The sequence below is a fragment of the Paraburkholderia sp. GAS206C genome (assembly GCF_050435645.1).
Classification (GTDB): domain Bacteria; phylum Pseudomonadota; class Gammaproteobacteria; order Burkholderiales; family Burkholderiaceae; genus Paraburkholderia; species Paraburkholderia phenazinium_B.
This window is the reverse complement of sequence record NZ_JBNDKR010000004.1, coordinates 304,176-326,932: the sequence shown is the minus strand read 5'-3', so window position 1 is coordinate 326,932 and position 22,757 is coordinate 304,176. Positions and strand designations below refer to the sequence as shown.

At 61.8% G+C, this 22,757-nt stretch carries 21 protein-coding genes; 14 read left to right on the top strand and 7 right to left on the bottom strand.

All coding sequences use genetic code 11. The features are described from left to right. Positions 1-59 precede the first annotated feature (59 nt). Positions 60-521, top strand: coding sequence for a hypothetical protein (locus tag P3T20_RS13600; protein ID WP_429287093.1), 462 nt, complete (start codon positions 60-62; stop codon positions 519-521). Between the two features lie 64 nt (positions 522-585). Here the strand turns inward: P3T20_RS13600 and P3T20_RS13595 are convergent, their stop codons facing one another. After that, positions 586-1,677 carry a phosphoserine transaminase gene (locus tag P3T20_RS13595; RefSeq protein WP_429287092.1) on the bottom strand — a complete coding sequence of 364 codons (1,092 nt, stop codon included), beginning with the start codon at positions 1,675-1,677 and terminating at the stop codon, positions 586-588. Next, positions 1,678-3,054 carry a hypothetical protein gene (locus P3T20_RS13590; RefSeq protein ID WP_429287091.1) on the bottom strand — a complete coding sequence of 459 codons (1,377 nt, stop codon included), beginning with the start codon at positions 3,052-3,054 and terminating at the stop codon, positions 1,678-1,680. A gap of 595 nt (positions 3,055-3,649) precedes the next feature. Between P3T20_RS13590 and P3T20_RS13585 the strand changes: the two genes are divergently transcribed. From P3T20_RS13585 to P3T20_RS13540, 10 genes are all read left to right on the top strand, one after another. After that, positions 3,650-4,063, top strand: a complete 414-nt coding sequence (locus P3T20_RS13585) for a DnaJ family domain-containing protein (protein WP_429287090.1) — start codon at positions 3,650-3,652, stop codon at positions 4,061-4,063. After that, complete coding sequence (gene tadA / locus P3T20_RS13580; protein ID WP_429287089.1) at positions 4,060-4,776, top strand: tRNA adenosine(34) deaminase TadA; 717 nt, start codon at positions 4,060-4,062, stop codon at positions 4,774-4,776. The genes P3T20_RS13585 and tadA overlap by 4 nt, the downstream gene beginning before the upstream one ends. A 30-nt stretch (positions 4,777-4,806) precedes the next feature. After that, the gene (gene ldcA, locus P3T20_RS13575; protein WP_429287088.1) at positions 4,807-5,733 is read left to right on the top strand and encodes a muramoyltetrapeptide carboxypeptidase; all 927 of its coding nucleotides are present in this window, start codon (positions 4,807-4,809) and stop codon (positions 5,731-5,733) included. Positions 5,734-6,049: 316 nt separating this feature from the next. Further along, positions 6,050-6,766: a GntR family transcriptional regulator gene (locus P3T20_RS13570; protein ID WP_429287087.1), complete on the top strand. Its 717-nt coding sequence runs from the start codon at positions 6,050-6,052 to the stop codon at positions 6,764-6,766. A 376-nt stretch (positions 6,767-7,142) separates the two neighbouring features. Beyond that, positions 7,143-8,636 carry an NCS1 family nucleobase:cation symporter-1 gene (locus P3T20_RS13565; RefSeq protein WP_074264334.1) on the top strand — a complete coding sequence of 498 codons (1,494 nt, stop codon included), beginning with the start codon at positions 7,143-7,145 and terminating at the stop codon, positions 8,634-8,636. A gap of 23 nt (positions 8,637-8,659) precedes the next feature. Continuing rightward, the gene (locus P3T20_RS13560) at positions 8,660-9,433 is read left to right on the top strand and encodes an aspartate/glutamate racemase family protein (protein ID WP_074264335.1); all 774 of its coding nucleotides are present in this window, start codon (positions 8,660-8,662) and stop codon (positions 9,431-9,433) included. A 226-nt stretch (positions 9,434-9,659) separates the two neighbouring features. Further along, positions 9,660-10,610, top strand: coding sequence for an allantoinase PuuE (gene puuE, locus P3T20_RS13555; RefSeq protein ID WP_429287086.1), 951 nt, complete (start codon positions 9,660-9,662; stop codon positions 10,608-10,610). Then, positions 10,607-11,128: a 2-oxo-4-hydroxy-4-carboxy-5-ureidoimidazoline decarboxylase gene (gene uraD / locus P3T20_RS13550; RefSeq protein WP_429287085.1), complete on the top strand. Its 522-nt coding sequence runs from the start codon at positions 10,607-10,609 to the stop codon at positions 11,126-11,128. Before puuE ends, uraD begins: the two co-directional genes overlap by 4 nt. A 100-nt stretch (positions 11,129-11,228) precedes the next feature. Further along, the gene (gene alc / locus P3T20_RS13545) at positions 11,229-12,239 is read left to right on the top strand and encodes an allantoicase (RefSeq protein WP_429287084.1); all 1,011 of its coding nucleotides are present in this window, start codon (positions 11,229-11,231) and stop codon (positions 12,237-12,239) included. Then, entirely contained in the window at positions 12,239-12,751 is a 513-nt protein-coding gene (locus P3T20_RS13540) for an ureidoglycolate lyase (protein ID WP_429287083.1), read from the top strand. The genes alc and P3T20_RS13540 overlap by 1 nt, the downstream gene beginning before the upstream one ends. Positions 12,752-12,845: 94 nt before the next feature. On the opposite strand, the gene P3T20_RS13535 is transcribed toward P3T20_RS13540, so the two are convergent. From P3T20_RS13535 to uraH, 4 genes are all read right to left on the bottom strand, one after another. After that, positions 12,846-14,210 (bottom strand): type II toxin-antitoxin system HipA family toxin, encoded by a 1,365-nt coding sequence (locus P3T20_RS13535; protein WP_429287082.1) that lies wholly within the window; start codon positions 14,208-14,210, stop codon positions 12,846-12,848. Next, positions 14,207-14,476, bottom strand: a complete 270-nt coding sequence (locus tag P3T20_RS13530) for a helix-turn-helix transcriptional regulator (RefSeq protein ID WP_074264341.1) — start codon at positions 14,474-14,476, stop codon at positions 14,207-14,209. Before P3T20_RS13530 ends, P3T20_RS13535 begins: the two co-directional genes overlap by 4 nt. Before the next feature lie 276 nt (positions 14,477-14,752). Beyond that, a complete protein-coding gene (locus tag P3T20_RS13525) occupies positions 14,753-15,946 on the bottom strand; it encodes a urate hydroxylase PuuD (protein ID WP_074264342.1) in 1,194 nt (397 codons plus the stop codon). Positions 15,947-16,274: 328 nt separating this feature from the next. Then, complete coding sequence (uraH, locus tag P3T20_RS13520) at positions 16,275-16,628, bottom strand: hydroxyisourate hydrolase (RefSeq protein ID WP_074264343.1); 354 nt, start codon at positions 16,626-16,628, stop codon at positions 16,275-16,277. A 607-nt stretch (positions 16,629-17,235) separates the two neighbouring features. Here uraH and P3T20_RS13515 point away from each other — a divergent pair. After that, positions 17,236-18,642: an 8-oxoguanine deaminase gene (locus P3T20_RS13515; protein ID WP_074264344.1), complete on the top strand. Its 1,407-nt coding sequence runs from the start codon at positions 17,236-17,238 to the stop codon at positions 18,640-18,642. Positions 18,643-18,738: 96 nt separating this feature from the next. Here P3T20_RS13515 and P3T20_RS13510 read toward each other — a convergent pair whose 3' ends face one another. Next, on the bottom strand, positions 18,739-19,671 hold the full coding sequence (locus P3T20_RS13510; RefSeq protein ID WP_012433318.1) for a LysR substrate-binding domain-containing protein: 933 nt from the start codon (positions 19,669-19,671) through the stop codon (positions 18,739-18,741). Between the two features lie 254 nt (positions 19,672-19,925). On the opposite strand from P3T20_RS13510, the gene P3T20_RS13505 reads away from it, so the two are divergent. Next, a complete protein-coding gene (locus P3T20_RS13505; RefSeq protein ID WP_074264345.1) occupies positions 19,926-21,527 on the top strand; it encodes an ABC transporter ATP-binding protein in 1,602 nt (533 codons plus the stop codon). Positions 21,528-21,646: 119 nt separating this feature from the next. Continuing rightward, positions 21,647-22,753 carry an ABC transporter permease gene (locus P3T20_RS13500; RefSeq protein WP_074264346.1) on the top strand — a complete coding sequence of 369 codons (1,107 nt, stop codon included), beginning with the start codon at positions 21,647-21,649 and terminating at the stop codon, positions 22,751-22,753. The last annotated feature ends 4 nt before the right edge of the window (positions 22,754-22,757 follow it).

Here is a 22,757-nt window from a genome sequence, read left to right as displayed (position 1 = left end):
CGGCCGGGTTCCGCACTTGTCTATAATCTTCGTCGACTTCGACTCGGGACATCCAACCAGTGAAAACGACCATTGCCGTCGCTCTCCTTGCACTCGCCTTGACGGGCTGCGGGTCCGCCGCCGACAAAGAAGCGGCGCGCGACAACGACTTCGCCCATTCGGAACGCCGGCTCGATGCGGCGCAGACCAACGCCACCATAAACTGTCGCGATCAGGCGCAATGCGATCAGGCCTGGCAACTGACGAAGAACTACGTAACGCAGCATTCGGAAGAGCCGGTGATCCGTGCGGATGCGACCTCGATCGAGTCCGACGTGCCGGGCAGTTCGGGTCACGCGGTCTATTCGGCCGCCCGCGTGGCGAAGGGGAGCGGCGCGACGATTACCTTGTATGCGCAATGCCGCGGCATGTACGGCCCAGAGCATGCGATGGGCTCGGACTACGACGAATGCGTCAAGAAGATCACGACGACCCAGAACGGTTTCGCGTTGTACCTCGAGCAACATACGTCGGCTAACTGACAGCTGAACGACGGTTACGGGTTGTCGGCATTTCAGAATGGCCGTCGGCAACCCGCTTCACCGCCTAACCTTCGCGGCGGCGAAACTCGCCGAGCCATTCCGACAACGCGGTGACCGCGTCGAGCGACACGGCGTTGTAGAGCGACGCGCGCAGGCCGCCGATCGAGCGGTGACCTTCGAGACCGTGAAAGCCTTCGCGTCGCGCCGCTTCGAGGAAGTGGGCCTCCAGCTCCGGCGTGGGCAGGCGGAACGCCACATTCATCGTCGAACGGCAGGACCGTTCTCCATGCACGCGATAGAACCCGGGCTGCGCGTCGAGCGCACCGTACAGCGCGTGGGCTTTGGCGTGGTTGATCGCGGCCATCGCCTCCACGCCGCCGACTTCGTCGCGCAGCCAGCGCGTCACCAGCATCAGCACGTAGATCGCGAAGACGGGCGGCGTGTTGTAGACCGAACGCGCTGCGATATGCGTGCGGTAGTCGAGCAGGGTGGGCAAGCCAGTAATCGCGCGCTGGGCGAATTCGTCGCGCAGGATCACCACCGTGACGCCAGCCGGCCCGAGGTTCTTCTGCGCGTGCGCATAGATCATCGCGTAGCGCTCGATGTCTATCGGCGCGGCCAGCAGGTTGGATGACATGTCGCACACCAGCGGCACTTCAGGCAAGCCTGGCGCGCCGGTGAATTCGAGGCCTTCGACGGTCTCGTTGGACACGTAATGGAGGTAGGCCGCGTCTTGCGAGAGCTGCAGTTCTTCGGCCGCAGGCAGGCGCCGATAACCGTCGGCGCGGCCATCCCACAATACGCGCGTATCGCCCTCGAGCCGTGCTTCGACCGGCGCCTTCGCGCTCCAGTAACCGGATACGATGTACTCGGCGTGGCGGCCGCTTGCGCGCAGGAAATTCATCGGCAACATCGAGAATTGCAGGCTGCTGCCGCCTTGCATGAACAGCACGTGATAGTGCGCCGGGATGCCGAGCAGCGCGCGTAGATTGCGCTCGGCTTCGTCGAGCACGCCGCGAAACCATTCCGAGCGGTGACTCATGCCGAGTACCGAGAGACCGGTCTCCGGCAGCGCGTCGATGGCATCGCGCGTCTCGCGCAGGACTGAGGCCGGCAGGGCGCCTGGCCCCCCGGAAAAATTCATTGCGTTATTCATTCAGGCCGCCGTGCGACGCTTCATCAACCGCTCGAATGCGTCGACGATATGTTGGACAAAGGGATTCTTGTGGGCCAATGCGCCGGTGCTGCGCTCATAGTGGGCGAGCATTGTAGCGTTGGCCTCGAAGACGAACACCTGGCCGCCGGGCAGCAAGGTGAAGTCGATGCCGCCGTAGTCGAGATCGAGCCGGCGGCCGATCTCCGCAATCGCTTGTAGCGCGCGTTGGCCCAATGCGGCGGTGGGATCCTGCAGGAAGCGTCGTTCTTCGTCGAGCTTCCACGCGTGGCCTTCCATGTCTGCGGAGAAGTAGTGGACCATCCAGTTCGGTGAGATCGCCAGATGATACGGAAACGGTTCGCGGTCGACGAAGATCATCCGGTATTTGCGATAGTAGCCGTCGGCCGAGCGGGTGTCGCGAAACGCGGTCAGATATTGCGGGCCCTGGCTCTCGTGAAGCCGCGCCTGCAGCGCCGCGAGATCGTTGCAGCGGACCAGACCTTCGCCGCCATGCGTGGCGGTGGGCCGGACCAACACCGGCAGTGCGATGCCGTGATCTGCGAGCAGGCCGGCGAGTGTGACGTCCGAAGATGGCGCGGTGTCGATACGCGCGCACGCTGCCGTCTGCACATCGGGCAGACCGCCCAGCAAGGTCGGGGTTCGGTTGCGAGCGGTTCGCTCGATCGCCGCGGGCGGATTGAGCAGAGGCTGGGCGACGCGAGACGTGAAGCGCTCGAGCCGCGCAGCGAGCGGTGCTGCGATATCCGCTTCGCCGATGGCATTGAACACGAGATCGAACGGCGGCAGCTGTTTGTCCTCCGGGTCGGCGGCGTAGTCGATGGCGTACTTGATCCGGCAGTTGACCGCGCCCGGCAGCAAGCCCTCGAACGGCACGTTGCCCGAGGCGCGCGCGGAGCAGAGCACCAGTACCCGGCGCACCTGACCGGGCGCTTCTTCCACGAAGACGCGCTGGATCCGATAGGCGCGTTCGCGATACGCGTCGGCCACGGCCGTGTGTCCAGCCGAAGCGTGGATTGCGGCGAGATTCTGGCAGGCAACCGCGACGTTCGGGTCGAGCGTCAGGACAAGCTGGTACCAGGCTGCTGCGATCTCCAGATCGCCCTTCATGAAGTAACCGGTGGCGACGTCGCACAGATTCGCTGCGCTCGCCTCGGCAGAACCGCTCGCGTAGACATCCAGCGTGTGGGCGGCGATCAGATGGGCGACGGCGCCGAGCTCGTCGCCGGTTGCGCGCCTGGCGTCGGCGAGGGCGCGATGCGAAGCGGGATCGAGCGGGAAAGCAGGTGCCGGATCTGCGAGTAGTGCACCTGCACGGGGACCAGGGTGGCCGTCTGAATGTTCTGGATCTCGGGTCATATTCCTGCGAAATGAGCGTCGTGGCGATGCGCCACTGCGCGTCCGAAGGATAGTGGGCGCGCGAGTGATCCAGATTACAGCCGTTCGCGCGCTCGTTACAGAAATTTACGCAGACGATCAGAAGCGCATTCCGGTGGAGCAGGCACCCGCGAAACCGCCGCCGCTGCCTCCCCCAGCGCCGCAGAAGACGCCGCAGCCCGAGAGCGAAACGGCCAGTACGATGCCGGCTAACCCGGCGCGCAATAGGGTCGACCGATTTCGACGGCGCTGCGAACGCTCGGTGTCCATGGGACGCCACCCGGCACGCATCGCGTCGGGAAGGGTATGTAATGAACGGATCGCATGGGATGAACTGAACAGGGTGAAGCGCATAAGAACTCTGAATGGAATGACAAGGATGGGCGTGGATACCGTCATTCGAAAGCAAGTCGTAATCTTCGAGATTGGGTAACCACGGTGCCACGACCCTAACGCAGCACCATGCGCGCTTCAAATACGCTGAATCCGAAAATCAGAGGGGATTGTCAGCTTCATGGTCGACCCTTACACCTGCCTCGCTGATAGAATGCGTGAGCCGCAACGTAGTGGACTGCAGATGAGATTGCTTGATGCATTAGTTGAACAGCGTATAGCCGCCGCGGCAGCACGCGGTGAGCTCAACGATTTGCCGGGAACGGGCGTCGCGCCTGGCCTTGGGGACGATGCTCAGGTTCCTCAGGAAGTGCACGCGGCGAATCGCATCCTGAAAAATGCGGGCTTCGTGCCGCCGGCCGTCGAACAGCTGCGGGCGCTGAGCGATCTGCAGGACGAACTGAATGCGGTCAGCGACCGCGCCACCCGTTGTCGTCTTCACGCGCGCATGCTGGCGCTGCACATGGCGCTCGAATCGCTGCGCGGTGGTCCGCTGGTTCTGCCGCGCGAATATTGCCGGCGGATTGCCGAACGCCTCTCCGAGCGAGCGGCGGGTGATGCGGCCGGTGCACTTTCCGGCGAGCCGGGGCCGCAGTGAGCGGGCCGCTCTCGAACACTGCAGCGCTTGCAGGTTCGGCGGCCTCATCCGATGCGCCCGAACCTGTTGCCAGCGCAACGTCTATACCTGCCGCGCCCGATGATTCAACCGGTGCCCACGGCGCATTCCTTGAGCCCGGCCAGGCGCCGACGGCTCACAAACTCCCGGTTGCTCCCGTCTCTTTCCCGCAACGCGATCTGCATTTCATGAAGTTGGCGCAAGCTGCCGCTGAAGAAGCGCGTGCGGCCGGAGAAGTGCCGGTCGGCGCGGTGCTGGTGCGTGGCGACGAGGTCATTGCGAAGGGTTTCAATCATCCGATCGGTGCGCACGATCCATCCGCTCACGCCGAGATGGTGGCGCTGCGCGCTGCCGCGCAGGCGCTCGAGAATTACCGTTTACCTGGCTGCGAGCTCTACGTGACGCTCGAGCCTTGCCTGATGTGTGCCGGTGCGATCATGCACGCGCGGATTGCCCGCGTGGTGTTCGGCGCCCGCGATCCGAAGACGGGCGCTTGTGGCAGCGTGGTCGATGCGTTTGCCAATCCGCAGCTCAATCATCACACGACCGTGGTGGGTGGTGCGCTGGAAGACGAATGCGCCGCCGCGCTCAAGTCCTTCTTTGCCGACCGGCGTCGCGCTTTGCGGGAAGCCCGCGAGGCTCGCGCTGCGCTCGACGCCGCGAGAATCGAACCGCCGCCTGCCGAATCGCTCTAAAATCCATCATTCCCCTCATCGGCGTCGATCATGATCGCCCATCGCACTTTCGAACTGGTCGCGCCGTCAGGCTATCCACATGATCCCGACGCGATTCACCGCGCTCTGCACCGGCTGCATGCAGAGGGACATCGTGTGGAGGGCGTCAGTGCTACGGAGCGCCGTTATCAGCGTTTTGCCGGCACCGACGGCGAGCGCGCGGCCGAGTTGAACCGTTTGGCCGACCCGTCGCGCAAGCTGCCGGACATCGTGCTGGCAGTGCGCGGCGGCTATGGTGCGGTGCGTATCCTGCACGGCCTTGATTACGATGGCTTGCAGCGGCGGCTCACCGATCAGCCGGTGGCGTTGGTAGGACACAGCGATTTCACGGCCATACAGATGGCGCTGCTGGCGCGCGCCGGGCTGAAAACGTTCGGCGGTCCGATGCTGATGGGTGATTTCGGCGCGCCGGACCTGAGCGAATTCACCATGCAGCACTTCTGGGCGGCGCTGACCAGGCCGAACTTCACGATAACGAGCACCGTGCCTCAAGCGCAGACGGTCGACGTCAGCGGGATGCTGTGGGGCGGCAATCTGGCGGTGTTGGCCTCGCTGGTCGGCACGCCCTATATGCCGCCGGTGGACGGTGGCATCCTGTTCGTCGAGGACGTCAACGAACAGCCGTTCCGGCTCGAGCGCACGCTTTATCAACTGCATCTGGCCGGGATTCTCGAACGGCAACAGGCCCTTATGATTGGCGATTTCTCGGGCGGCAAGCCGTTCGAATACGACAACGGCTACGATCTGAATACGATGATCGAGCATGTGCGCTCGGTGATCGGCATTCCGGTGATCACGGGCCTGGAGTTCGGCCATATCCCTAACCTGGTGACGCTGCCGGTCGGCGCGGATGCGCACCTTGTCTCAGATCCGCACGGCTTTACGATGACGGTGTCGGAGTACCCTCATCTGAGCTGACGGATGATTCATCCAGGGGTGAAGCGGGCGCTGCCCGCTTTATTTTTGCGTCAGTAACGCAACTAACGGTCTGACTTTGTTGGTGACGGTGGTGGCGAAGCAGGGTTGATGTGACAGATTTTGTTGACAAAATTTTCGTCTAAAAATTTGCCCGATTTCCTCAGACAGAAGCGTGTAGCAAGCGTGGCGGGCGTTCTGGCCAGATCAAGAAGTCCGCCAACCTGAGGTCGAACCACAATCGTTGAAAATTCAATATTGAAATTGTTGACAATCATTGTGTCCATCCTATGATGAGCAACATAACGGAACGGACATCATGTCGACCCCATCCTCTGCCACTGCGAATGGTTCAAAACCCGAAGCGCTCGCCGAGCGTATTCGCGCTGCGATCCTCGAGCATCGACTCGCCCCTGGGGCCAAGCTGACAGAAGCGCAGTTGTGCGAAGTATTTGGCGTCAAGCGCGGGCCGATCCGCCAGGCGCTCGCGTTGCTGGCGACCGATCACCTCGTCGATCTCGAACCGAACCGCGGCGCTTTTGTCGCGAGTCCGTCGTTGCAGGAAGTGCACGAGGTGTTCGAGATGCGCCGCATTGTCGAACTTGCCGTGGTGGAGAAGATCTGCGCCGGTCATGGCCCGCGCCGGCTGAAGAACATTGGCAGCATGATCGGCCGCGAGCGCAAAGCGTTCGAAACGCGTGACTTTTCGGCCTGGATCCGGCTCTCGGGTGAGTTTCACACGGAGCTGGCGTCGCTCACCGGCAACACGGTGCTGTGTAACTGCCTGAACGGACTGGTTGCACGCTCGACCTTGATTTCGGCTTTGTACGAGTCGCTCGGCCGCAGTCCGTGCTCGTTCGAAGACCACGAAGCGATTCTCGCCGCGCTCGACGCCGGCGATGCGAAGGAGGCAGCGGCCCTGATGTCGCGCCACTTGCAAAGCGTCGAACTGAAGATGCTCGACAGGCCGGCACGCGGCGCAGCGGATCTGCACGAAGTGTTTGGCGCAAGACCGGTAAAAACCGCGTCGTCCTGAGGCAGCCTGCCTGTGCGCGTCGATCGACGCGCATCACGGAGCAGGAATTGCGAGGGGCACGCGTTGCACTGAATTTGAACTGACGAATCATCGCGAACCGGCGATGTGGGCAAGTACGTCCATACGCTTTGCACGCGGCCGGCTGAACCGGGCCGCATGCACGCGAGAACGCTTCGGCGCGAGTGCGCGGTGAGTGGCGAAGCGATAACGATAAGTACTTAGTTATGCTTATTTGAACGACTAGGCATCGAGGTACAGGGACAACCGCGGGAATGTCGTACGGGCACGATCCATCCCGACAGGGAAGAGGTTGCGCGTGACAGATGCAGTGCCCGTCGACGGCAAATCGACGGCCCCCTACACCCAAGGAGAAGTCATGGCTCAGTTCAGCGCGGTACCGGGTAATCCTGCTATTCCTCCGAATTCGACCTTCGGCGACGAAGGCTCGTCGGGCGATCCCGGCGTGCCTGCAGGCTACAGCGAACGGCTGTATAACGAAGACCTGGCGCCGCTACGCCACCAAACCTGGAGCGCGTACAACATCTTCGCGTTCTGGATGTCGGATGTGCATAGCGTGGGCGGCTACGTGTTCGCCGGCAGTCTGTTCGCGCTCGGCCTCACGAGTTGGCAGGTGCTGATTGCCCTGCTGGTCGGGATCACGATCGTCAACGTGTTGTGCAACCTGATCGCCAAGCCGAGCCAGCAGAACGGCGTGCCGTATCCGGTCGCCTGCCGTGCGACGTTCGGCGTGCTGGGAGCGAACATTCCTGCGGTGATTCGCGGTTTGATCGCGGTCGCCTGGTACGGCATTCAGACGTACCTTGCGTCGAGCGCGCTCGTGATCGTCGTGCTCAAATTTGTTCCGCAATGGTTGCCGTATGCGGACGTGCACCAGCATGGTTTCATGGGGTTGTCCGCGCTCGGCTGGGGCGGCTTCATGCTGCTGTGGGTGCTGCAGGCACTGGTGTTCTGGCACGGCATGGAAACGATCAAGAAGTTTATCGATTTCGCGGGGCCGGCCGTGTACGTCGTGATGTTCATCCTCGCGGGCTATATGGTGTGGCGCGCCGGCTGGCAGAACATCGGCATCAATCTGGGCGGTGTCAAATATCACGGACTTGAAGTCGTGCCGGTGATGATCACGGCGATCTCGCTGGTGGTATCGTACTTCTCGGGTCCCATGCTTAACTTTGGCGACTTCTCGCGCTACGGCAAGAGCTTTCGCAGCGTAAAAAAGGGCAATTTCTGGGGCCTGCCGGTCAACTTCCTTGCGTTCTCGCTGGTGACCGTGGTGACGACTGCCGCCACGCTGCCGGTATTTGGCCAGCTGATTACGGATCCGGTGGAAACGGTCGGCCGGATCGACTATCCGACCGCGGTGATTCTCGGCGCGTTGACCTTTACGATTGCGACGATCGGGATCAATATCGTGGCTAACTTCGTCTCGCCGGCCTTCGATTTCTCGAACGTCGCGCCGCGTCTGATCAGCTGGCGCATGGGCGGGATGCTGGCAGCGGTCGCGTCGATTTTCATCACGCCGTGGAATCTGTTCAACAACCCGGCCGTGATTCACTACACACTCGACGTGCTGGGCAGTTTCATCGGGCCTTTGTATGGTGTCCTGATCGTTGACTTCTACCTGGTGAAGCGCCAGAAAATTGTCCTGGACGATCTTTACACCGTGTCCGAAACAGGTAGCTACTGGTATCGCAATGGCGTGAACTACAAGGCCGTCGCTGCATTGTTGCCCGCGGCAGTGATCGCGGTGATCTGCGTGATGGTGCCGTCGTTGAACGGTATGGCGAATTTCTCGTGGTTTATCGGCGCTGCGCTTGGCGCCGTGTTCTACCGTGCATTGACTATCCGGTAAGCGTGCTGCAACAGGAGTTCGAAATGCGTATCAAACTGATCAATCCGAACACGACCCAGCGTATGACCGACGCGATGGGGCGCTGTGCAAGGGAGGTCGTGGCGCCTGGCACCGAGGTGATCGCGGTCAGCCCGACCATGGGGCCACCGTCGATCGAAGGCTACTACGACGAAGCGATCGCCACGCCAGGCCTGCTAGCCGAGGTCGCGGCGGGCGAGCGCGAAGGCTGCGACGGCTACGTGATTGCGTGCTTTGGCGATCCCGGTCTGTATGCGGCTCGCGAACTGGCGCGTGGGCCCGTGATTGGCATTGCCGAAGCGGCCATGCACGTGGCGAGCGTGCTGGCACCGTCGTTTTCGGTCGTGACGACGCTCGCGCGTACCTGCGGCATGGCCTGGCATCTGGCCGAGCGCTACGGCATGACGCGCTTCTGCAACAACGTGCGGGCGACCGACGTGGCCGTGCTCGAACTCGATCAGCCTGGCTCGGAAGCGCGCCGCATCATCCTCGACGAATGCCGCCGGGCGCTCGATGAGGACGGCTCGTCGGCGATCGTGCTCGGCTGTGCCGGGATGGCCGAGTTGTGCGCGGAGATTCAGGGCGAACTGGGCGTGCCGGTGGTCGAAGGTGTGACCGCGGCGGTGAAATGGGTGGAGGCGCTGGTCACGCTGCGGCTGGGCACGGCCAAGCGCGGCGATTACGCCCGGCCGCTGCTGAAACGCTATGACGGTGCCTTCGAAGCGTTTAGTCCGACAGAGGTGCATCCCATCCGGCCCCCGTCACGTTTCGGGCGCTGATGCGCCCGAGGCCAGTCAGCTCCCCGTCCGCCCACATACATTCCTTCTGACACGCACTATCTGGCCGGGTGTATGGGCGCACCCGGACGTTTTCGTTACACTGGTTCCACCAGACGCTGGGCGGATCAGGCGGGCATTTTCGGCGGTTTCCGCCGGCGTCGCGGCGAGATTCAGGTGAGTTTTAAGTTCCACCACTCCCTTTTTGTCAGCACGCATTCGTCAAACCATGCCATTCGACTCGAACTATCCACGTGACCTGATCGGCTACGGCCGCCACCCGGTGCAGGCAAACTGGCCCGGACGGGCACGCGTCGCGGTGCAATTCGTGCTCAATTATGAAGAGGGCGGCGAAAACTGCGTGTTGCACGGCGACCCGGGCTCGGAGCAGTTCCTCTCGGAGATCGTCGGTGCGGCAGCCTATCCGGCGCGTCATATGAGCATGGAGTCGATCTACGAATATGGCTCGCGCGCCGGTGTCTGGCGCATCCTGCGCGAATTCGAAAAGCGCGGCCTGCCGCTGACGGTCTTCGGAGTCGGCATGGCTATCGAGCGTCATCCGGATCTCGCCCGTGCGTTTGTCGAACTGGGGCACGAGATTGCTTGCCATGGCTACCGCTGGATTCACTACCAGGACGTGTCGCCGGAGAAAGAGGCGGAACATATGCGCCTCGGCATGGAAGCGATCGAACGCGTGACGGGTGAGCGTCCGCTTGGCTGGTACACCGGCCGCGACAGTCCCAATACGCATCGCCTCGTCGCCGAATACGGCGGCTTCCTGTACGACTCGGATTACTACGGCGACGACCTGCCGTTCTGGATGGACGTCGAAGTCAGCGGCGGCGCGAAATCGCCGCAACTGATCGTGCCGTACACGCTAGACACCAACGACATGCGCTTTGCGAGCCCGCAAGGCTTCAATACCGCCGATCACTTCTTCACTTATCTGCGCGACGCTTTCGACGTGCTGTACGAGGAGGGCGACGAAGCGCCGAAGATGCTTTCAATCGGCATGCATTGCCGTCTGCTGGGCCGCCCGGGCCGCTTCCGCGCGCTGCAACGCTTCCTCGATCATATCGAACAGCACGACCGCGTCTGGGTGACGCGGCGCGTCGATATTGCACGGCACTGGCGCGAGCACCATCCTTACCAACAAAATCACCGCGGGGATGCGGCATGAAGGCGATGCAATACTCTCTGAATCAACTCAACAGCATTTCCACCGACGCGTTCGTCGCGGCGCTGTCGGGCATTTTCGAGCACTCGCCCTGGGTGGCGGAACTCGCAGCGGAGCAACGGCCTTTTGCCAGCATCGACGCGCTGCATCGCACGATGTCAAACGCGGTCGAGACGGCAGGCGAAACAAAGCAGCTCGCGCTGATCAACGCCCACCCGGAGCTCGCGGGCAAAGCTGCCGTGCGCGGTGAACTGACGGCCGAATCGACCCGCGAGCAGAGCGGAGCGGGCCTGTCGCAATGCACGCAGGAAGAATTCGACAGACTGGTGGCGCTAAACGCCGCGTATCGCAAGAAGTTTGGCTTCCCATTCATTCTCGCGGTGCGCGGGTACGACCGCCACGGCATTATCGCCAACTTCGAAGCGCGCGTGAACAATAGCCGCGCCGACGAATTGCGCGCGAGCCTCGACCAGATCTACCGTATCGCACGCTTCAGGCTCGACGACCTGATCGACGCGTAACCGCGCGTCAGTATCAGCACGCAGGCGCATGCTCTCTTAAGCGCCGCTGCAACCCGCGAGCCGAAGCGTTTTTTTAGCATTATTAAAGAGGAAGACAAAGATGGCACTCCCGATTCTCGATCCCAACGCACCGGACTTCACCCGCCGCTATGTGAACCTGGCGGACCCGCGTCTCGGCGCGCAGGCGCTCGAGGCTAGCGACGATTTCTTCGCGCCGAAGGAACGGATGCTGAATCCGGATCCCGCTGTCTTTATTCCGGGCAAGTACGACGATCACGGCAAGTGGATGGACGGCTGGGAAACGCGCCGCAAGCGCATCTCCGGCTACGACTGGTGCGTCGTGAAGCTCGCGCGTCCGGGCGTAATCAAAGGTCTCGACCTCGATACGAGCCATTTCACGGGTAACTTCCCGCCGGCGGCTTCGGTGGAAGCGGCGCGTGTGGTGGATGGCCAGCCTAACCAGTCGACCCAGTGGACCGAAATCGTCCCGTCGACCACACTGCAAGGCAATAGCCATCACTACCACGAAGTCAGCGACGCCAATGCGTACACGCATCTGCGCGTCAACATCTACCCGGACGGCGGGATCGCACGTCTGCGCGTCTACGGCCAGCCGCAAGTGGACTGGGCCGGCGCGAGCCGCACTGAGCAGTTCGATCTGGCTGCGATGGAAAACGGTGCGTACCTGGTCGCAGCAAACAACCAGCACTTCGGTGCAGCGTCGACCATCCTGATGCCGGGCCGTGGCGTGAACATGGGCGACGGCTGGGAAACGCGCCGCCGCCGCGAACCGGGCAACGACTGGGCGATTGTTGCCCTCGCACAACCGGGTGTGATCAGGAAAATCGAAGTGGATACTGCGCACTTCAAGGGTAACTATCCGGACCGCTGCTCGATCCAGGCGGCGTATGTGACGGGCGGTACCGACAGTTCGTTGGTCACGCAGGCCATGTTCTGGCCGGTGTTGTTGGGCGAGCAGAAGCTGAAGATGGACAACCAGCACTATTTCGAAAGCGAAGTAGCGGCGCTCGGCCCGGTGACACACGTGCGCTTTAACATCATTCCGGACGGCGGGGTTTCGCGTCTGCGTCTGTGGGGTACGCTCGCATAATGAAAACGCTCGCTATCGAACCGCTGACGAAGGAAGCGTTCGCCCCGTTCGGCGACGTGATCGAACTCGAAGGCGCGAAGCAGATTCCGATCAACCTCGGCACGACGATCCGTTATCACGATCTCGCGAAAGTGGATGTGACGGACGAGGGTGGCCGCACATTGGTGAACCTGTTTCGCGGTCAGCCGCGCGTGCTGCCGTTCGAAGTGAAGATGCTCGAGCGCCATCCGCTCGGCAGCCAGGCGTTTGTGCCGCTGAACGACAAGCCGTACCTGGTTGTGGTTGCGCCGGCTGGCGAACTTGATGCCGCGCAGATTCGTGCGTTCGTGACGAGCGGCTGGCAGGGCGTGAACTACGCGAAAGGCGTGTGGCATCACCCGCTGATCGCACTTGGTGAGGTGAGCGATTTCATCGTCGTGGATCGCGGCGGCGATGGGCTCAATCTCAACGAGCAGGATCTCACTGAGTCGCTATGGTTGACCGAGGATGCGTTGAGCGTGGCAACGGTTTGATGGGGTAGCAGATCACGCATACGGCGCGATTGCGTCAGTCGCAGGAAACACAAAACGCCCGGGGCATGAGCCTCGGGCGTTTTTGCATCGTACGTCAGCCTCTCGAGCGTCCGCGTTTAGCAAGCAACGGCGACTGACCGATAATTTCGCGCGACCTTTCCGGAGGCTCTGGCGCCGAAAAGCCGGCTGCTTCGATCACGGGCTTGAGGCTTTTAGACAGAATGCCTTTCCTCGGGGTGCGCAGCGACTCCATGCCTTCATTCCACGCGTGCAGCATCTGTTTTGCTACCCCACGCCATTGAGGCTCGTTTTTTGCCGCCTCGATCAGTTCGTAGCCGACCGATACCGCAGAGTCGCATAGTGCTTCGACCATCGCCGTATATTTGGGTGGTGCGATGCCGACGCGAGAATTAAAAAAACGCTCGAGCGCCTTGCCTGCCGCCCATGTCTTGCGGCCGTCGACTGGCAGTCCAGGAGGGTTCGCCGCGAAACGCGGATAGGCTTGCGTCGTCACAATGTCGTAGACCGGCGTGAAAGCGACGTCGTCGACGGACGTATAGAAAAGAGCGATGTTCTTGGTGTGACAATCCGCGTTGCGTACCACGTAGTTGCTAAGCAGATGCCAGCTTAGTTGTTCTAGCTGTTGCCGCATGCTGGTCCGGTCCAGCAAATAGGCTTTCGCGACATTAAGCACTTTCTCTGTGGTCGAGTTGTATTTCTCATGCGGCGGCAGTCCGAGCAATCCACACATGTCCTCGACGCCATGCATGGGAAACCCTTCCGCGTTCACGTCAAAGCGTTCGACGACGAGTGCCCGGCCATCGTCCGACATCTGCGTGTGCGCTACAGGCGCTACACCGAGACGTTCTAGCACACGCATCGAGTAGAACTCGTTGAACCCCAGGAACGGCGTATTTTCGTCCGAACCTTTGACAATATATCGGCTCGTTCGAATGGTGGGTTTGCCAAGTGGGGTGTCGAAAGTGGGGGTGTCAGTCGAGCTCTTTTGCGGAGCGATGAACTTTGGCACAGCGCCCGAGATGGCTGCGCGCGCGTAATCGCGAACCAGCGCGGCGAAATGCTCCGTCGTGTTGTCGCCATGAAGGATATCTTTGACATCCAATGCCTGCAACTCGGTGCCGGGTTCGATGCCCTCGGGCGTCACGGTGACACGTCCGATCCCCATTGCACCCACCACCGCAAGTAACGACAGATCGGTGCCGTCGAGCAAGGGTCCAAATTGTTCCCGAATCAGATTAAGCAAATAGCCTTCGGGCAGATTCTGACGAAAGAACGGGTGCAGGTCGCGTGGCCAGCGCCACGCCTCCTGTCGTACGGGCATCGTCAGACTGACGAAATCGCTGGGGGCTGTGTCCCGTTCGTACTGAAGGACGTAGTCGTCGCGCTCGCGAAAAAGCGTTGCGACTTTCCGGCCTTGGACCTGAACATCAAGCTTCATGGGTTAGATCCCGATGCCGCACGCTGCTCGGCAAGGATGTCTTCAAGTGTCCGGCCATGGCCGTGTGCAACAACCTTGAGATCGTAACCTGCTGCCTCGAGTAAGCGCACGAGTACGGATACGCTCATGTCATTTTTTGCGAGCGTTTCCATTCGTGCGACGGTGGTGCGCGCAACGCCGGCGCGCTGTGCCAGTTCTTCCTGCGATAGGCTGGCTTCGCGACGCACTTCCTTTAACATGTCCGAGACATCGGCGAGCGTGGTCATTTGTAGCCCCAAGGCATCAAAATGCCGAGAATGAGCAATTATTGTAGCCCAAAAGGCACAAATCGCAACTTCTATTTTGTATCTCTTGGGCTACAAAATAGGCCAAAACCCTTGTTTTTGTAGCCCAAGGGATATAATTTCATGCCTGACTCCAGCAGGCAGCGCCATAAGAAAAAGCGGGCTTTCCGCTCCCGCGAAAAGCCCGCTGCCTAAGCTAACTGTTACCCCACCAGGCGAAACGGCCGGCCGCCGCAGCGGCCAGCCTCAACTAACCCACTACTTCTCCGCCCCAGCCTGGAACCACGCCGCAATCTTCTGACGCTCGTCGTCAGTCATATGCGTCACGTTCCCGAGCGGCATCGCCTTCAGCGTCACGGCTTGCTGATACAGGCGCTGCGCATTCTGCGAGATCTCCTCGGGCGTATCGAACATCACCCCCGCAGGCGCGGCTCCCATCAAGGTCGGATGGGCGGAGTGGCACGCGGCACAACGTTGCTGCAGGATCGGCGCAATGTCCGCGACCTTCAGCGTCGGCGCATTAGCTGCTTCCGCCTGCGGCACCACCGGCCTCGGCATCGTCCAGAAAAGGGCGCCGAACATGAACGCAATCCCGACCAGCGGCAGATACCACAGCACCTGACCACGGTGGCGCATCACGAAGAACTGACGGATCAGCGCACCGGCCATCATGATCATCGCGAGGATGAGCCAGTTGTACTGGTTTGTGTACGTCATCGCGTAGTGGTTCGACAGCATCGCGAACACCACGGGCAAAGTGAAGTACGTGTTGTGCACCGAGCGTTGCTTGCCGCGCTTGCCGTAGATGGGGTTCGGCGTGTCACCCTTGAGCATCGCGTCGACCATCTTGCGTTGGCCCGGAATGATCACGAAGAACACGTTGGCCGACATGATGGTCGCGAGCATCGCGCCGACGATCAGGTACGCCGCACGACCAGCGAAGATATGGCACGCGAGCCATGCTGCGATCAGCACATAGATGCCGACGCAGATACCGAGCACCTTGTCCTTGTTGCCCAGCATCCGGCACAGCGAGTCGTAGACAATCCAGCCTGCGGCCAGAAAACCGAGCGCGGAGAACACGGCCACCACCGGGCCCATATCCATCACGCTCGTGTCGATCAGGTAAGTGCTCGGTGAGAACAGATACAGCACGGTGAAGAGACTCGCGCCCGACAACCAGGTGGTGTACGACGGCCACTTCGACCAATGCAGGTCGTCCGGCATTTCCGGCGGCGCGACCGTGTACTTCTGCATGTTGTAGAAGCCACCGCCGTGCACGTGCCACAGCTCGCCGAACACGCCACGCCGGCGCTGGTTCGGATCCGTCGGTGGTTTCAGGCTGTTGTCGAGTGCGACGAAATAAAACGACTCGCCGATCCAGGCGATCGCGGCGATGACGTGAAACCAGCGCAATGCCAGGTTCAGCCAGTCAGTGATAAAGCCTTCCATGAACTCCTCCACTTCTGATTCGTTGTCTGCGCGGCGGGCGGTGGCTCGATGCCGGGTCAATGAAGATGACGGCCGGGTTATTCATCTGCCATGCGCGACTCGCGCAAACTGCTGTTAGGGGACGCGGTGCGCTCAGTTCGCACAGCGCCGTATTGCGGGTTATCGGTTCAATGTCATCGGTCTCAGCGACGGGTTGCGGGCAGGGGGATCGCATTGGCTGCGCTTCGCAGGTGTCTCCAGTCATCTGCGAAATGCAGCGGTGGCGATGTCGGTTGGGCGTGAGCCTGGCCCGGTCTCCATCCTGTGCCCGTGGCGTCGCACGTGCCTTTTAGCTGCCTCTATACGTGCTGTACGACCACGGCGATACCAGTAGCGGCACGTGATAGTGCGCACTGGCATCGGCCACGCCAAAGCGCAGCACGACACGATCGACGAAGCGAGGCTCCGGCACCTTCGTGCCGATCGAAGCGAAGTAGTCGCCCGCGCCGAACACGAGTTCGTATTCGCCTGCGACCAGAGCATCGCCTTCGAGCAGCGGCTGATCGCAGCGGCCGTCGTTATTGGTGAGGGTGGTTTTCAGCGCACGGCGAGTGTCGCCGGTGAGCGCGAAGAGTTCGACCTTGATGCCCGCGCCGGGACGGCCATTGGCCGTGTCGAGCACGTGGGTAGTGAGCTTTCCCATTCGCAATTTTCCTTATGTGAATGCGAGGTTTCGGCGGCGGCCCGATCCAGAATACGTTGCGGCGGATCGAGGCTCCACGTCAGTGGCTACATACCCGTCGGCGAATGAAAGCGAGCGCCGTGGCAGCCATTGTAAAAAGGATGTTCCCGTCCGCGCGCGAGCGATAGGAAAGATAATACCTGGCGCATGACAGCCTGCTGTAAGACTCGTGGTGATAACCCGTAAGACCCGTGCAAACCGTTGCCCCGCGACCACGAGACCTGGATGACCGTTTGTCCCGATCCTACCGGTGCCAAAAAAGCTCACTATATCGGCTGCGTGAGGTTGGGTATCGCAACGGCGTGAGTTGTCAGCGTTATTTTGGCCGTCGAAGGTTACGTCTGTGCGCAGCAGCAATGCCGCGCACCCCGAAGACGGCGTAGCACGCTGGGTAACCGGGCCAACGGCGTTCGAATGAACGCGGCGGCACGGTAGCGTGTGCGCCGCATCGCATTCGAACGACTTTGCACACGGTATGGCGTACCGGCACGGCCGGTATCAGCCTCGCCGTCACGGCCGGCCTGAGCGAAGGCGCACCGCGGCGGCAGCAACAGAGCGGAGAAAACGAATGACGATGACGCAACAGGCAGGCGCGCAAGCGGGCGCAAACAGGCACGGCAAGACAATGCTGGTAAAGCACGCAGACGTGCTGGTCACGATGGATGGCGCAAGGCGCGAGTTGCGCGACGGCGGCCTGTATATCGAGGACAACCGGATCGTCGCAGTCGGACCGACCGCAGAGTTGCCGCAAACGGCCGATGAAGTACTGGATATGCGCGGGCACCTGGTGATACCGGGCCTGATCAACACGCATCACCACATGTATCAGAGCCTGACGCGGGCGATTCCGGCCGCGCAGGACGCCGAATTGTTCGGTTGGCTGACGAACCTGTACAAGGTGTGGGCGAACCTCACGCCGGAGATGATCGAAGTCTCGACGCTGACCGCGATGGCGGAGCTAATGCTGTCCGGCTGCACGACTTCGAGCGATCACTTGTACATCTACCCGAACGGGAGCCGGCTCGACGACAGCATTGCGGCAGCGCGCCGGATCGGCATGCGCTTTCACGCGGCGCGCGGCAGCATGAGCGTGGGACAGAAGGACGGCGGTTTGCCGCCCGACTCGGTTGTAGAGCGCGAACCAGACATATTGAAGGACACGCAGCGTCTGATCGAGACGTATCACGACGACGGGCGTTACGCGATGCTGCGCGTGGTGGTCGCGCCCTGCTCGCCGTTTTCGGTGAGCCGCGATCTGATGCGCGAGTCGGCGGTGCTGGCGCGTCAATACGGTGTGTCGCTGCACACGCATCTGGCGGAGAACGTCAACGATATTGCTTATAGCCGCGAGAAGTTCGGCATGACGCCGGCGGAGTATGCGGAGGATCTGGGCTGGGTGGGCCATGACGTATGGCATGCCCACTGTGTGCAACTGGACGATGCTGGCATCGCACTGTTTGCGCGCACTGGGACGGGCGTTGCGCATTGTCCGTGTTCGAACATGCGGCTCGCCTCAGGCATCGCTCCGGTCAAGCGGATGCGGTGGGCCGGCGTGCCGGTGGGTCTCGGTGTGGACGGTTCGGCATCGAACGACGGCGCGCAGATGGTCGCCGAAGTGCGTCAGGCATTGTTGCTGCAGCGAGTCGGTTTCGGTCCAGATGCGATGACCGCGCGTGAAGCTTTGGAGATCGCGACGCTGGGCGGCGCGAAGGTGCTCAACCGTGACGATATCGGTGCATTGGCGCCGGGCATGGCAGCAGATTTTGTGTCGTTCGACCTGCGTCAGCCTTTGTTTGCTGGCGCCCTGCACGACCCGGTGGCGGCACTGGTGTTCTGTGCGCCGTCGCAGGTATCGCATAGCGTGATTGGCGGGAAGGTGGTGGTGAAGGACGGACAGTTGACTACCGTCGAGCTGGGTCCGGTGATCGAGCAGCACAACCGGTTGGCAAAGACGTTGTATCAGGCTGCGGCCTGACAGGTTTTGTTTCGGTCAACGCAGGCCTGACGCAGAACGAAGGCAAATGCAAACACGCACAACCGTTCCGCGTCCTGCGACGCGGGCCGGCAAGCATCAGGGTTTATCGATCAAGGTCTTGGTCGCCTCGGCAACAAGGCTTCGCAACCAACGTACTTCATCGGAGTAATGCACGCGTTCGTGCCACAACTGGTAGTACTGCATCGGCGGGAAATCGAGTGGCGCGGGCACCACAGTAAGGGGCAGAAATTTAGCGTAGTAATCGGCGAAGAGCCGCGTTGTCGTGAAGATCAGATCCGACTTGATCAGCACATACGGCGCGAGGTTGAAGTACGGCAGAGTCACGACGACATGACGCTTTAAGCGCTCGCGCGCGAGGTGCACGTCGATCGCGCCGCGTTGGCCCACCGAATAGGGAGTAGGCGCAAGATGCGGAGCATTCAGATACTGGTCGAGCGTCAACCCGCCGCGCTTGGCGAACGGATGCGCGTTGCTCATCAGGCAGACGATCTGGTCGACAAACAGGTTCGACAGATGCAGCTGCTCGGGCGGCTCCGGCCAGTTGCCGACGACGATATCGAGCTTGCCGTCCTCGAGCGCCAGTTCATAGTCGAACGCCGGCCCGAGCGAGTGAAACTCAAGCGTCGCGTTGGGCGCCGCCTGGCGGAAGCGCTCCACCACGGTCGGCACGAACAGCACGTTCAGATAATCGGGGCAGCCAATCCGGTAGCAGCGGATCGAAGTGGCCGGATCGAAATTGTGTTGCTGGAACTTGATGCGCTCGATTTCGCGCAGGGCGTTTTGCACCGGTTCGAGCAGACGCAGCCCGTACTCGGTCGGGACCATGCCGGACTTGCCGCGCACCAGCAGCGGGTCGCCGGTGATGTCGCGCAGACGCCGCAGCGCCGCGCTGATGGCGGGCTGGGACTGGTTGAGTTTGACGGCGGCGCGCGTCACGCTGCGCTCCATCAGGAGGGTGTGCAAGACGCGTAATAAATATGTGTCGATCGCCTCGCGTTGCTGGCTCATGACTTCTCCGAAATATATGTTGTGGCTGATCGAACGGGCCTTTGGGTATATGACTTTTAATATGAACAGAAAGATGCGTCAAGAGAGGGATACCCGCACAGCACGCGCTGGCGCGGGTTTGCGGGGAATTTTGGCGGCTCGACTGACAGGGTCGAATTAGGTATCGTCATTTCGATATAGCGAAGGCACGGCGCATTCGGCCGGGGCGCGCCGCCTCGTTGCAACAGACAGTCATTGGCGTATTACGGAAACTCATGGGCGACTCTTCTTCTTATAACGGCGACGCCGCGCACCCCGCAGGTGGGCCGGCCGTCGTGCCGCGCCTCGTGCTGGCAGGCATCAGCAAGCAATATCCGGCCGTGCGCGCCAACGACGACGTGACGCTGATTGTCGCGCCTGGTGAAATCCACGCTGTGCTCGGTGAGAATGGTGCGGGCAAGAGCACGCTGATGAAGATCATCTACGGCGCGGTGCGGCCTGATGCCGGTGAAATTCGCTGGGAAGGACAGACGGTCGAAATCGCGAGCCCGGCTGCGGCGCGCAAGCTCGGCATCGGCATGGTGTTCCAGCACTTCTCGTTGTTCGAGACGTTGACGGTAGGCGAGAACATCGCGCTCGCGCTCGATGAACCGTTCGACCTGAAGACGCTCGCCAAACGCATCCGCGAAGTGTCGGCGGATTACGGCCTCGATATCGATCCGCAGCGTCATGTGCATAGCCTGACAGTGGGCGAGCGGCAGCGTGTTGAAATCGTGCGTTGTCTGCTGCAGAACCCGCGTCTGCTGATCATGGACGAACCGACTTCGGTGCTCACGCCGCAAGCGGTCCGCAAGCTGTTCGAGACATTGAGACGTCTCGCCGCCGAAGGCTGCAGCATCCTCTACATCAGCCATAAGCTCGACGAGATCCAGGAGCTATGCGACACGGCAACGGTGATGCGCGGCGGGCGCGTGACCGGTCATGTGAAGCCGCGCGAAGAGACGCACGCGTCGCTGGCGCAACTGATGGTGGGGCATTCATTGCCCGACTACACGCGTCGCGCTCACACACCGGGCGATGTGCTGCTCGACGTGAAGCATCTTTCGGCGGCGAGCGACGATCCGTTCGGTACCTCGCTCGACGACGTCTCGTTCAGCGTGCATGCCGGCGAAATCTTCGGCATTGCAGGTGTGTCGGGCAACGGCCAGGCCGAGTTGCTGGCGGCGCTCTCCGGCGAGCAACGCGGCGCACGCGCCGACGCGATCACGATTTGCGGCAAGGCCGCGGGCAGACTCGGCGCAGGCGGGCGCCGCTCGCTCGGCTTCGGCTTCGTCCCGGAGGAGCGCCTGGGACGCGGCGCAGTGCCGGCCATGACACTTGCCGAAAATGCGCTGCTGACGGGGCATCGCCAGAAGATGGTGCAGTCCGGCTGGATCAAGGCGGGTGCGATGCGCAGCTTCGCGAAGAAATGCATTGATGCCTTCGATGTGCGTTGTGGCGGTACCGAAGCAATCGCGCAGAGCCTGTCGGGCGGCAATCTGCAGAAGTACATCGTGGGACGCGAGATTTTGCAGGCGCCTAAGGTGCTCGTGGTCGCGCAGCCTACCTGGGGTGTCGACGTCGGCGCCGCCGCGTTCATTCGACAGCAGTTGCTCGATCTGTCGGCACGCGGCGTCGCGATTCTGGTGATCTCGGAAGAACTGGAAGAGCTGTTCGATATATGCGACCGCATCGCGGTGCTCGCGCGCGGCCGGCTGTCGCCCGTGCGCGTCACCGGCGAGACCAACGCCGAGGAGATCGGCAGATGGATGGCAGGCCTGTTCGGCGCGCGGGAAGAGGGCGCGGCGCCTTCGCCCGGACAACCGGCGCACGCCTGAGTGTGGCGTAGATCACGGCGCAACTGCGGGCCTTACGGCAGGCGTAGTCCACGTAGATTGACATCCGAAACAACACCTATAGCAGCCCCACGCCTCAACTTACGACCCCACGCAGACTTATGATTTTTCCGTATCGACTCGAAGCCCGCACTGCGCCCTCACGCTCGATGCAGCTCGCTGTGCCGCTGATCGCCGCAGTGCTCACGCTTGCGCTCGGCTTCCTGATTTTCGGCCTGGTCGGCCGCGATCCGCTGGAGGCGATGCACGCGTTCTTTATCGAACCGCTGTCCGATGTGAACGGCTGGTCCGAACTGCTGCTCAAGGCGTCGCCCTTGTGCCTGATCGGACTGGGTCTCGCGATCGGCTATCGCGCCAACGTCTGGAACATTGGCGCCGAAGGGCAGATGCTGCTCGGCGGTATTGCCGCGAGCGGCGTGGCGATCTATTTCGATCAGGCGAGTGGCTGGTGGATTCTGCCGACCATGATGCTGGCGGGTATCGCCGGCGGCATGGTGTGGGCGGCGATTCCCGCGTTCCTGAAGAGCCGCTACAACACCAACGAGATTCTCACGAGCCTGATGCTCACCTACGTCGCGGCCCAGTTGCTGATCTATCTGGTGAGCGGTCCGTGGCGCGATCCGCAGGGCATGAATTTTCCGCTCTCCGAAATGTTCAGCGGCGACGCGCTGTATCCGACGTTCTCCGGCGACTGGCACTGGAAATTCCTGCGCGGCACGCGTCTGAATGCGTCGATCTTCGTCACGCTCGTGGCGATCCCGCTCGTATGGCTGTTCATGCGCAAGAGCTTTGCCGGCTTCCGTATGAACGTGGGCGGCCTCGCTCCGCTAGCCGCGCGCTACGCCGGCTTCTCCGACAAGAAAACCATCTGGACCTCGCTTCTGATCAGCGGCGGTCTCGCCGGGCTGGCGGGCATGGGCGAAATCTCCGGGCCGATTGGCCAGTTGCAGGCCACCTGGTCGCCGGGCTATGGCTTCACCGCGATCATCGTCGTGTTCGTGGGGCGCTTGCATCCTGTCGGGATCGTGCTGGCGAGCCTGCTGATGGCACTGCTGTATCTCGGCGGTGAGGCGGTGCAGACCTCGATGCAGTTGCCGCAGGCGCTTTCCGGCGTGTTCCAGGGGCTGCTGCTGTTCTGCCTGCTGGGTGCCGACCTGTTTGTGAATTACCGCGTGCGCCGTCGCAATACGACCGCTCACGCGAACTAAAGCC

What these genes read in the sequence shown, in the direction of transcription:
- P3T20_RS13560 (WP_074264335.1), top strand. Translation starts at nt 8,660, where the DNA reads ATGCGTATCAAACTGATCAATCCGAACACGACCCAGCGTATGACCGAC.
- P3T20_RS13570 (WP_429287087.1), top strand. Translation starts at nt 6,050, where the DNA reads ATGTCGACCCCATCCTCTGCCACTGCGAATGGTTCAAAACCCGAAGCG.
- P3T20_RS13590 (WP_429287091.1), bottom strand. Translation starts at nt 3,054, where the DNA reads ATGACCCGAGATCCAGAACATTCAGACGGCCACCCTGGTCCCCGTGCA.
- P3T20_RS13565 (WP_074264334.1), top strand. Translation starts at nt 7,143, where the DNA reads ATGGCTCAGTTCAGCGCGGTACCGGGTAATCCTGCTATTCCTCCGAAT.
- P3T20_RS13595 (WP_429287092.1), bottom strand. Translation starts at nt 1,677, where the DNA reads ATGAATAACGCAATGAATTTTTCCGGGGGGCCAGGCGCCCTGCCGGCC.
- P3T20_RS13540 (WP_429287083.1), top strand. Translation starts at nt 12,239, where the DNA reads ATGAAAACGCTCGCTATCGAACCGCTGACGAAGGAAGCGTTCGCCCCG.
- ldcA (WP_429287088.1), top strand. Translation starts at nt 4,807, where the DNA reads ATGATCGCCCATCGCACTTTCGAACTGGTCGCGCCGTCAGGCTATCCA.
- P3T20_RS13530 (WP_074264341.1), bottom strand. Translation starts at nt 14,476, where the DNA reads ATGACCACGCTCGCCGATGTCTCGGACATGTTAAAGGAAGTGCGTCGC.
- P3T20_RS13505 (WP_074264345.1), top strand. Translation starts at nt 19,926, where the DNA reads ATGGGCGACTCTTCTTCTTATAACGGCGACGCCGCGCACCCCGCAGGT.
- P3T20_RS13515 (WP_074264344.1), top strand. Translation starts at nt 17,236, where the DNA reads ATGACGATGACGCAACAGGCAGGCGCGCAAGCGGGCGCAAACAGGCAC.
- P3T20_RS13500 (WP_074264346.1), top strand. Translation starts at nt 21,647, where the DNA reads ATGATTTTTCCGTATCGACTCGAAGCCCGCACTGCGCCCTCACGCTCG.
- P3T20_RS13510 (WP_012433318.1), bottom strand. Translation starts at nt 19,671, where the DNA reads ATGAGCCAGCAACGCGAGGCGATCGACACATATTTATTACGCGTCTTG.
- P3T20_RS13525 (WP_074264342.1), bottom strand. Translation starts at nt 15,946, where the DNA reads ATGGAAGGCTTTATCACTGACTGGCTGAACCTGGCATTGCGCTGGTTT.
- uraD (WP_429287085.1), top strand. Translation starts at nt 10,607, where the DNA reads ATGAAGGCGATGCAATACTCTCTGAATCAACTCAACAGCATTTCCACC.
- P3T20_RS13535 (WP_429287082.1), bottom strand. Translation starts at nt 14,210, where the DNA reads ATGAAGCTTGATGTTCAGGTCCAAGGCCGGAAAGTCGCAACGCTTTTT.
- P3T20_RS13585 (WP_429287090.1), top strand. Translation starts at nt 3,650, where the DNA reads ATGAGATTGCTTGATGCATTAGTTGAACAGCGTATAGCCGCCGCGGCA.
- alc (WP_429287084.1), top strand. Translation starts at nt 11,229, where the DNA reads ATGGCACTCCCGATTCTCGATCCCAACGCACCGGACTTCACCCGCCGC.
- puuE (WP_429287086.1), top strand. Translation starts at nt 9,660, where the DNA reads ATGCCATTCGACTCGAACTATCCACGTGACCTGATCGGCTACGGCCGC.
- uraH (WP_074264343.1), bottom strand. Translation starts at nt 16,628, where the DNA reads ATGGGAAAGCTCACTACCCACGTGCTCGACACGGCCAATGGCCGTCCC.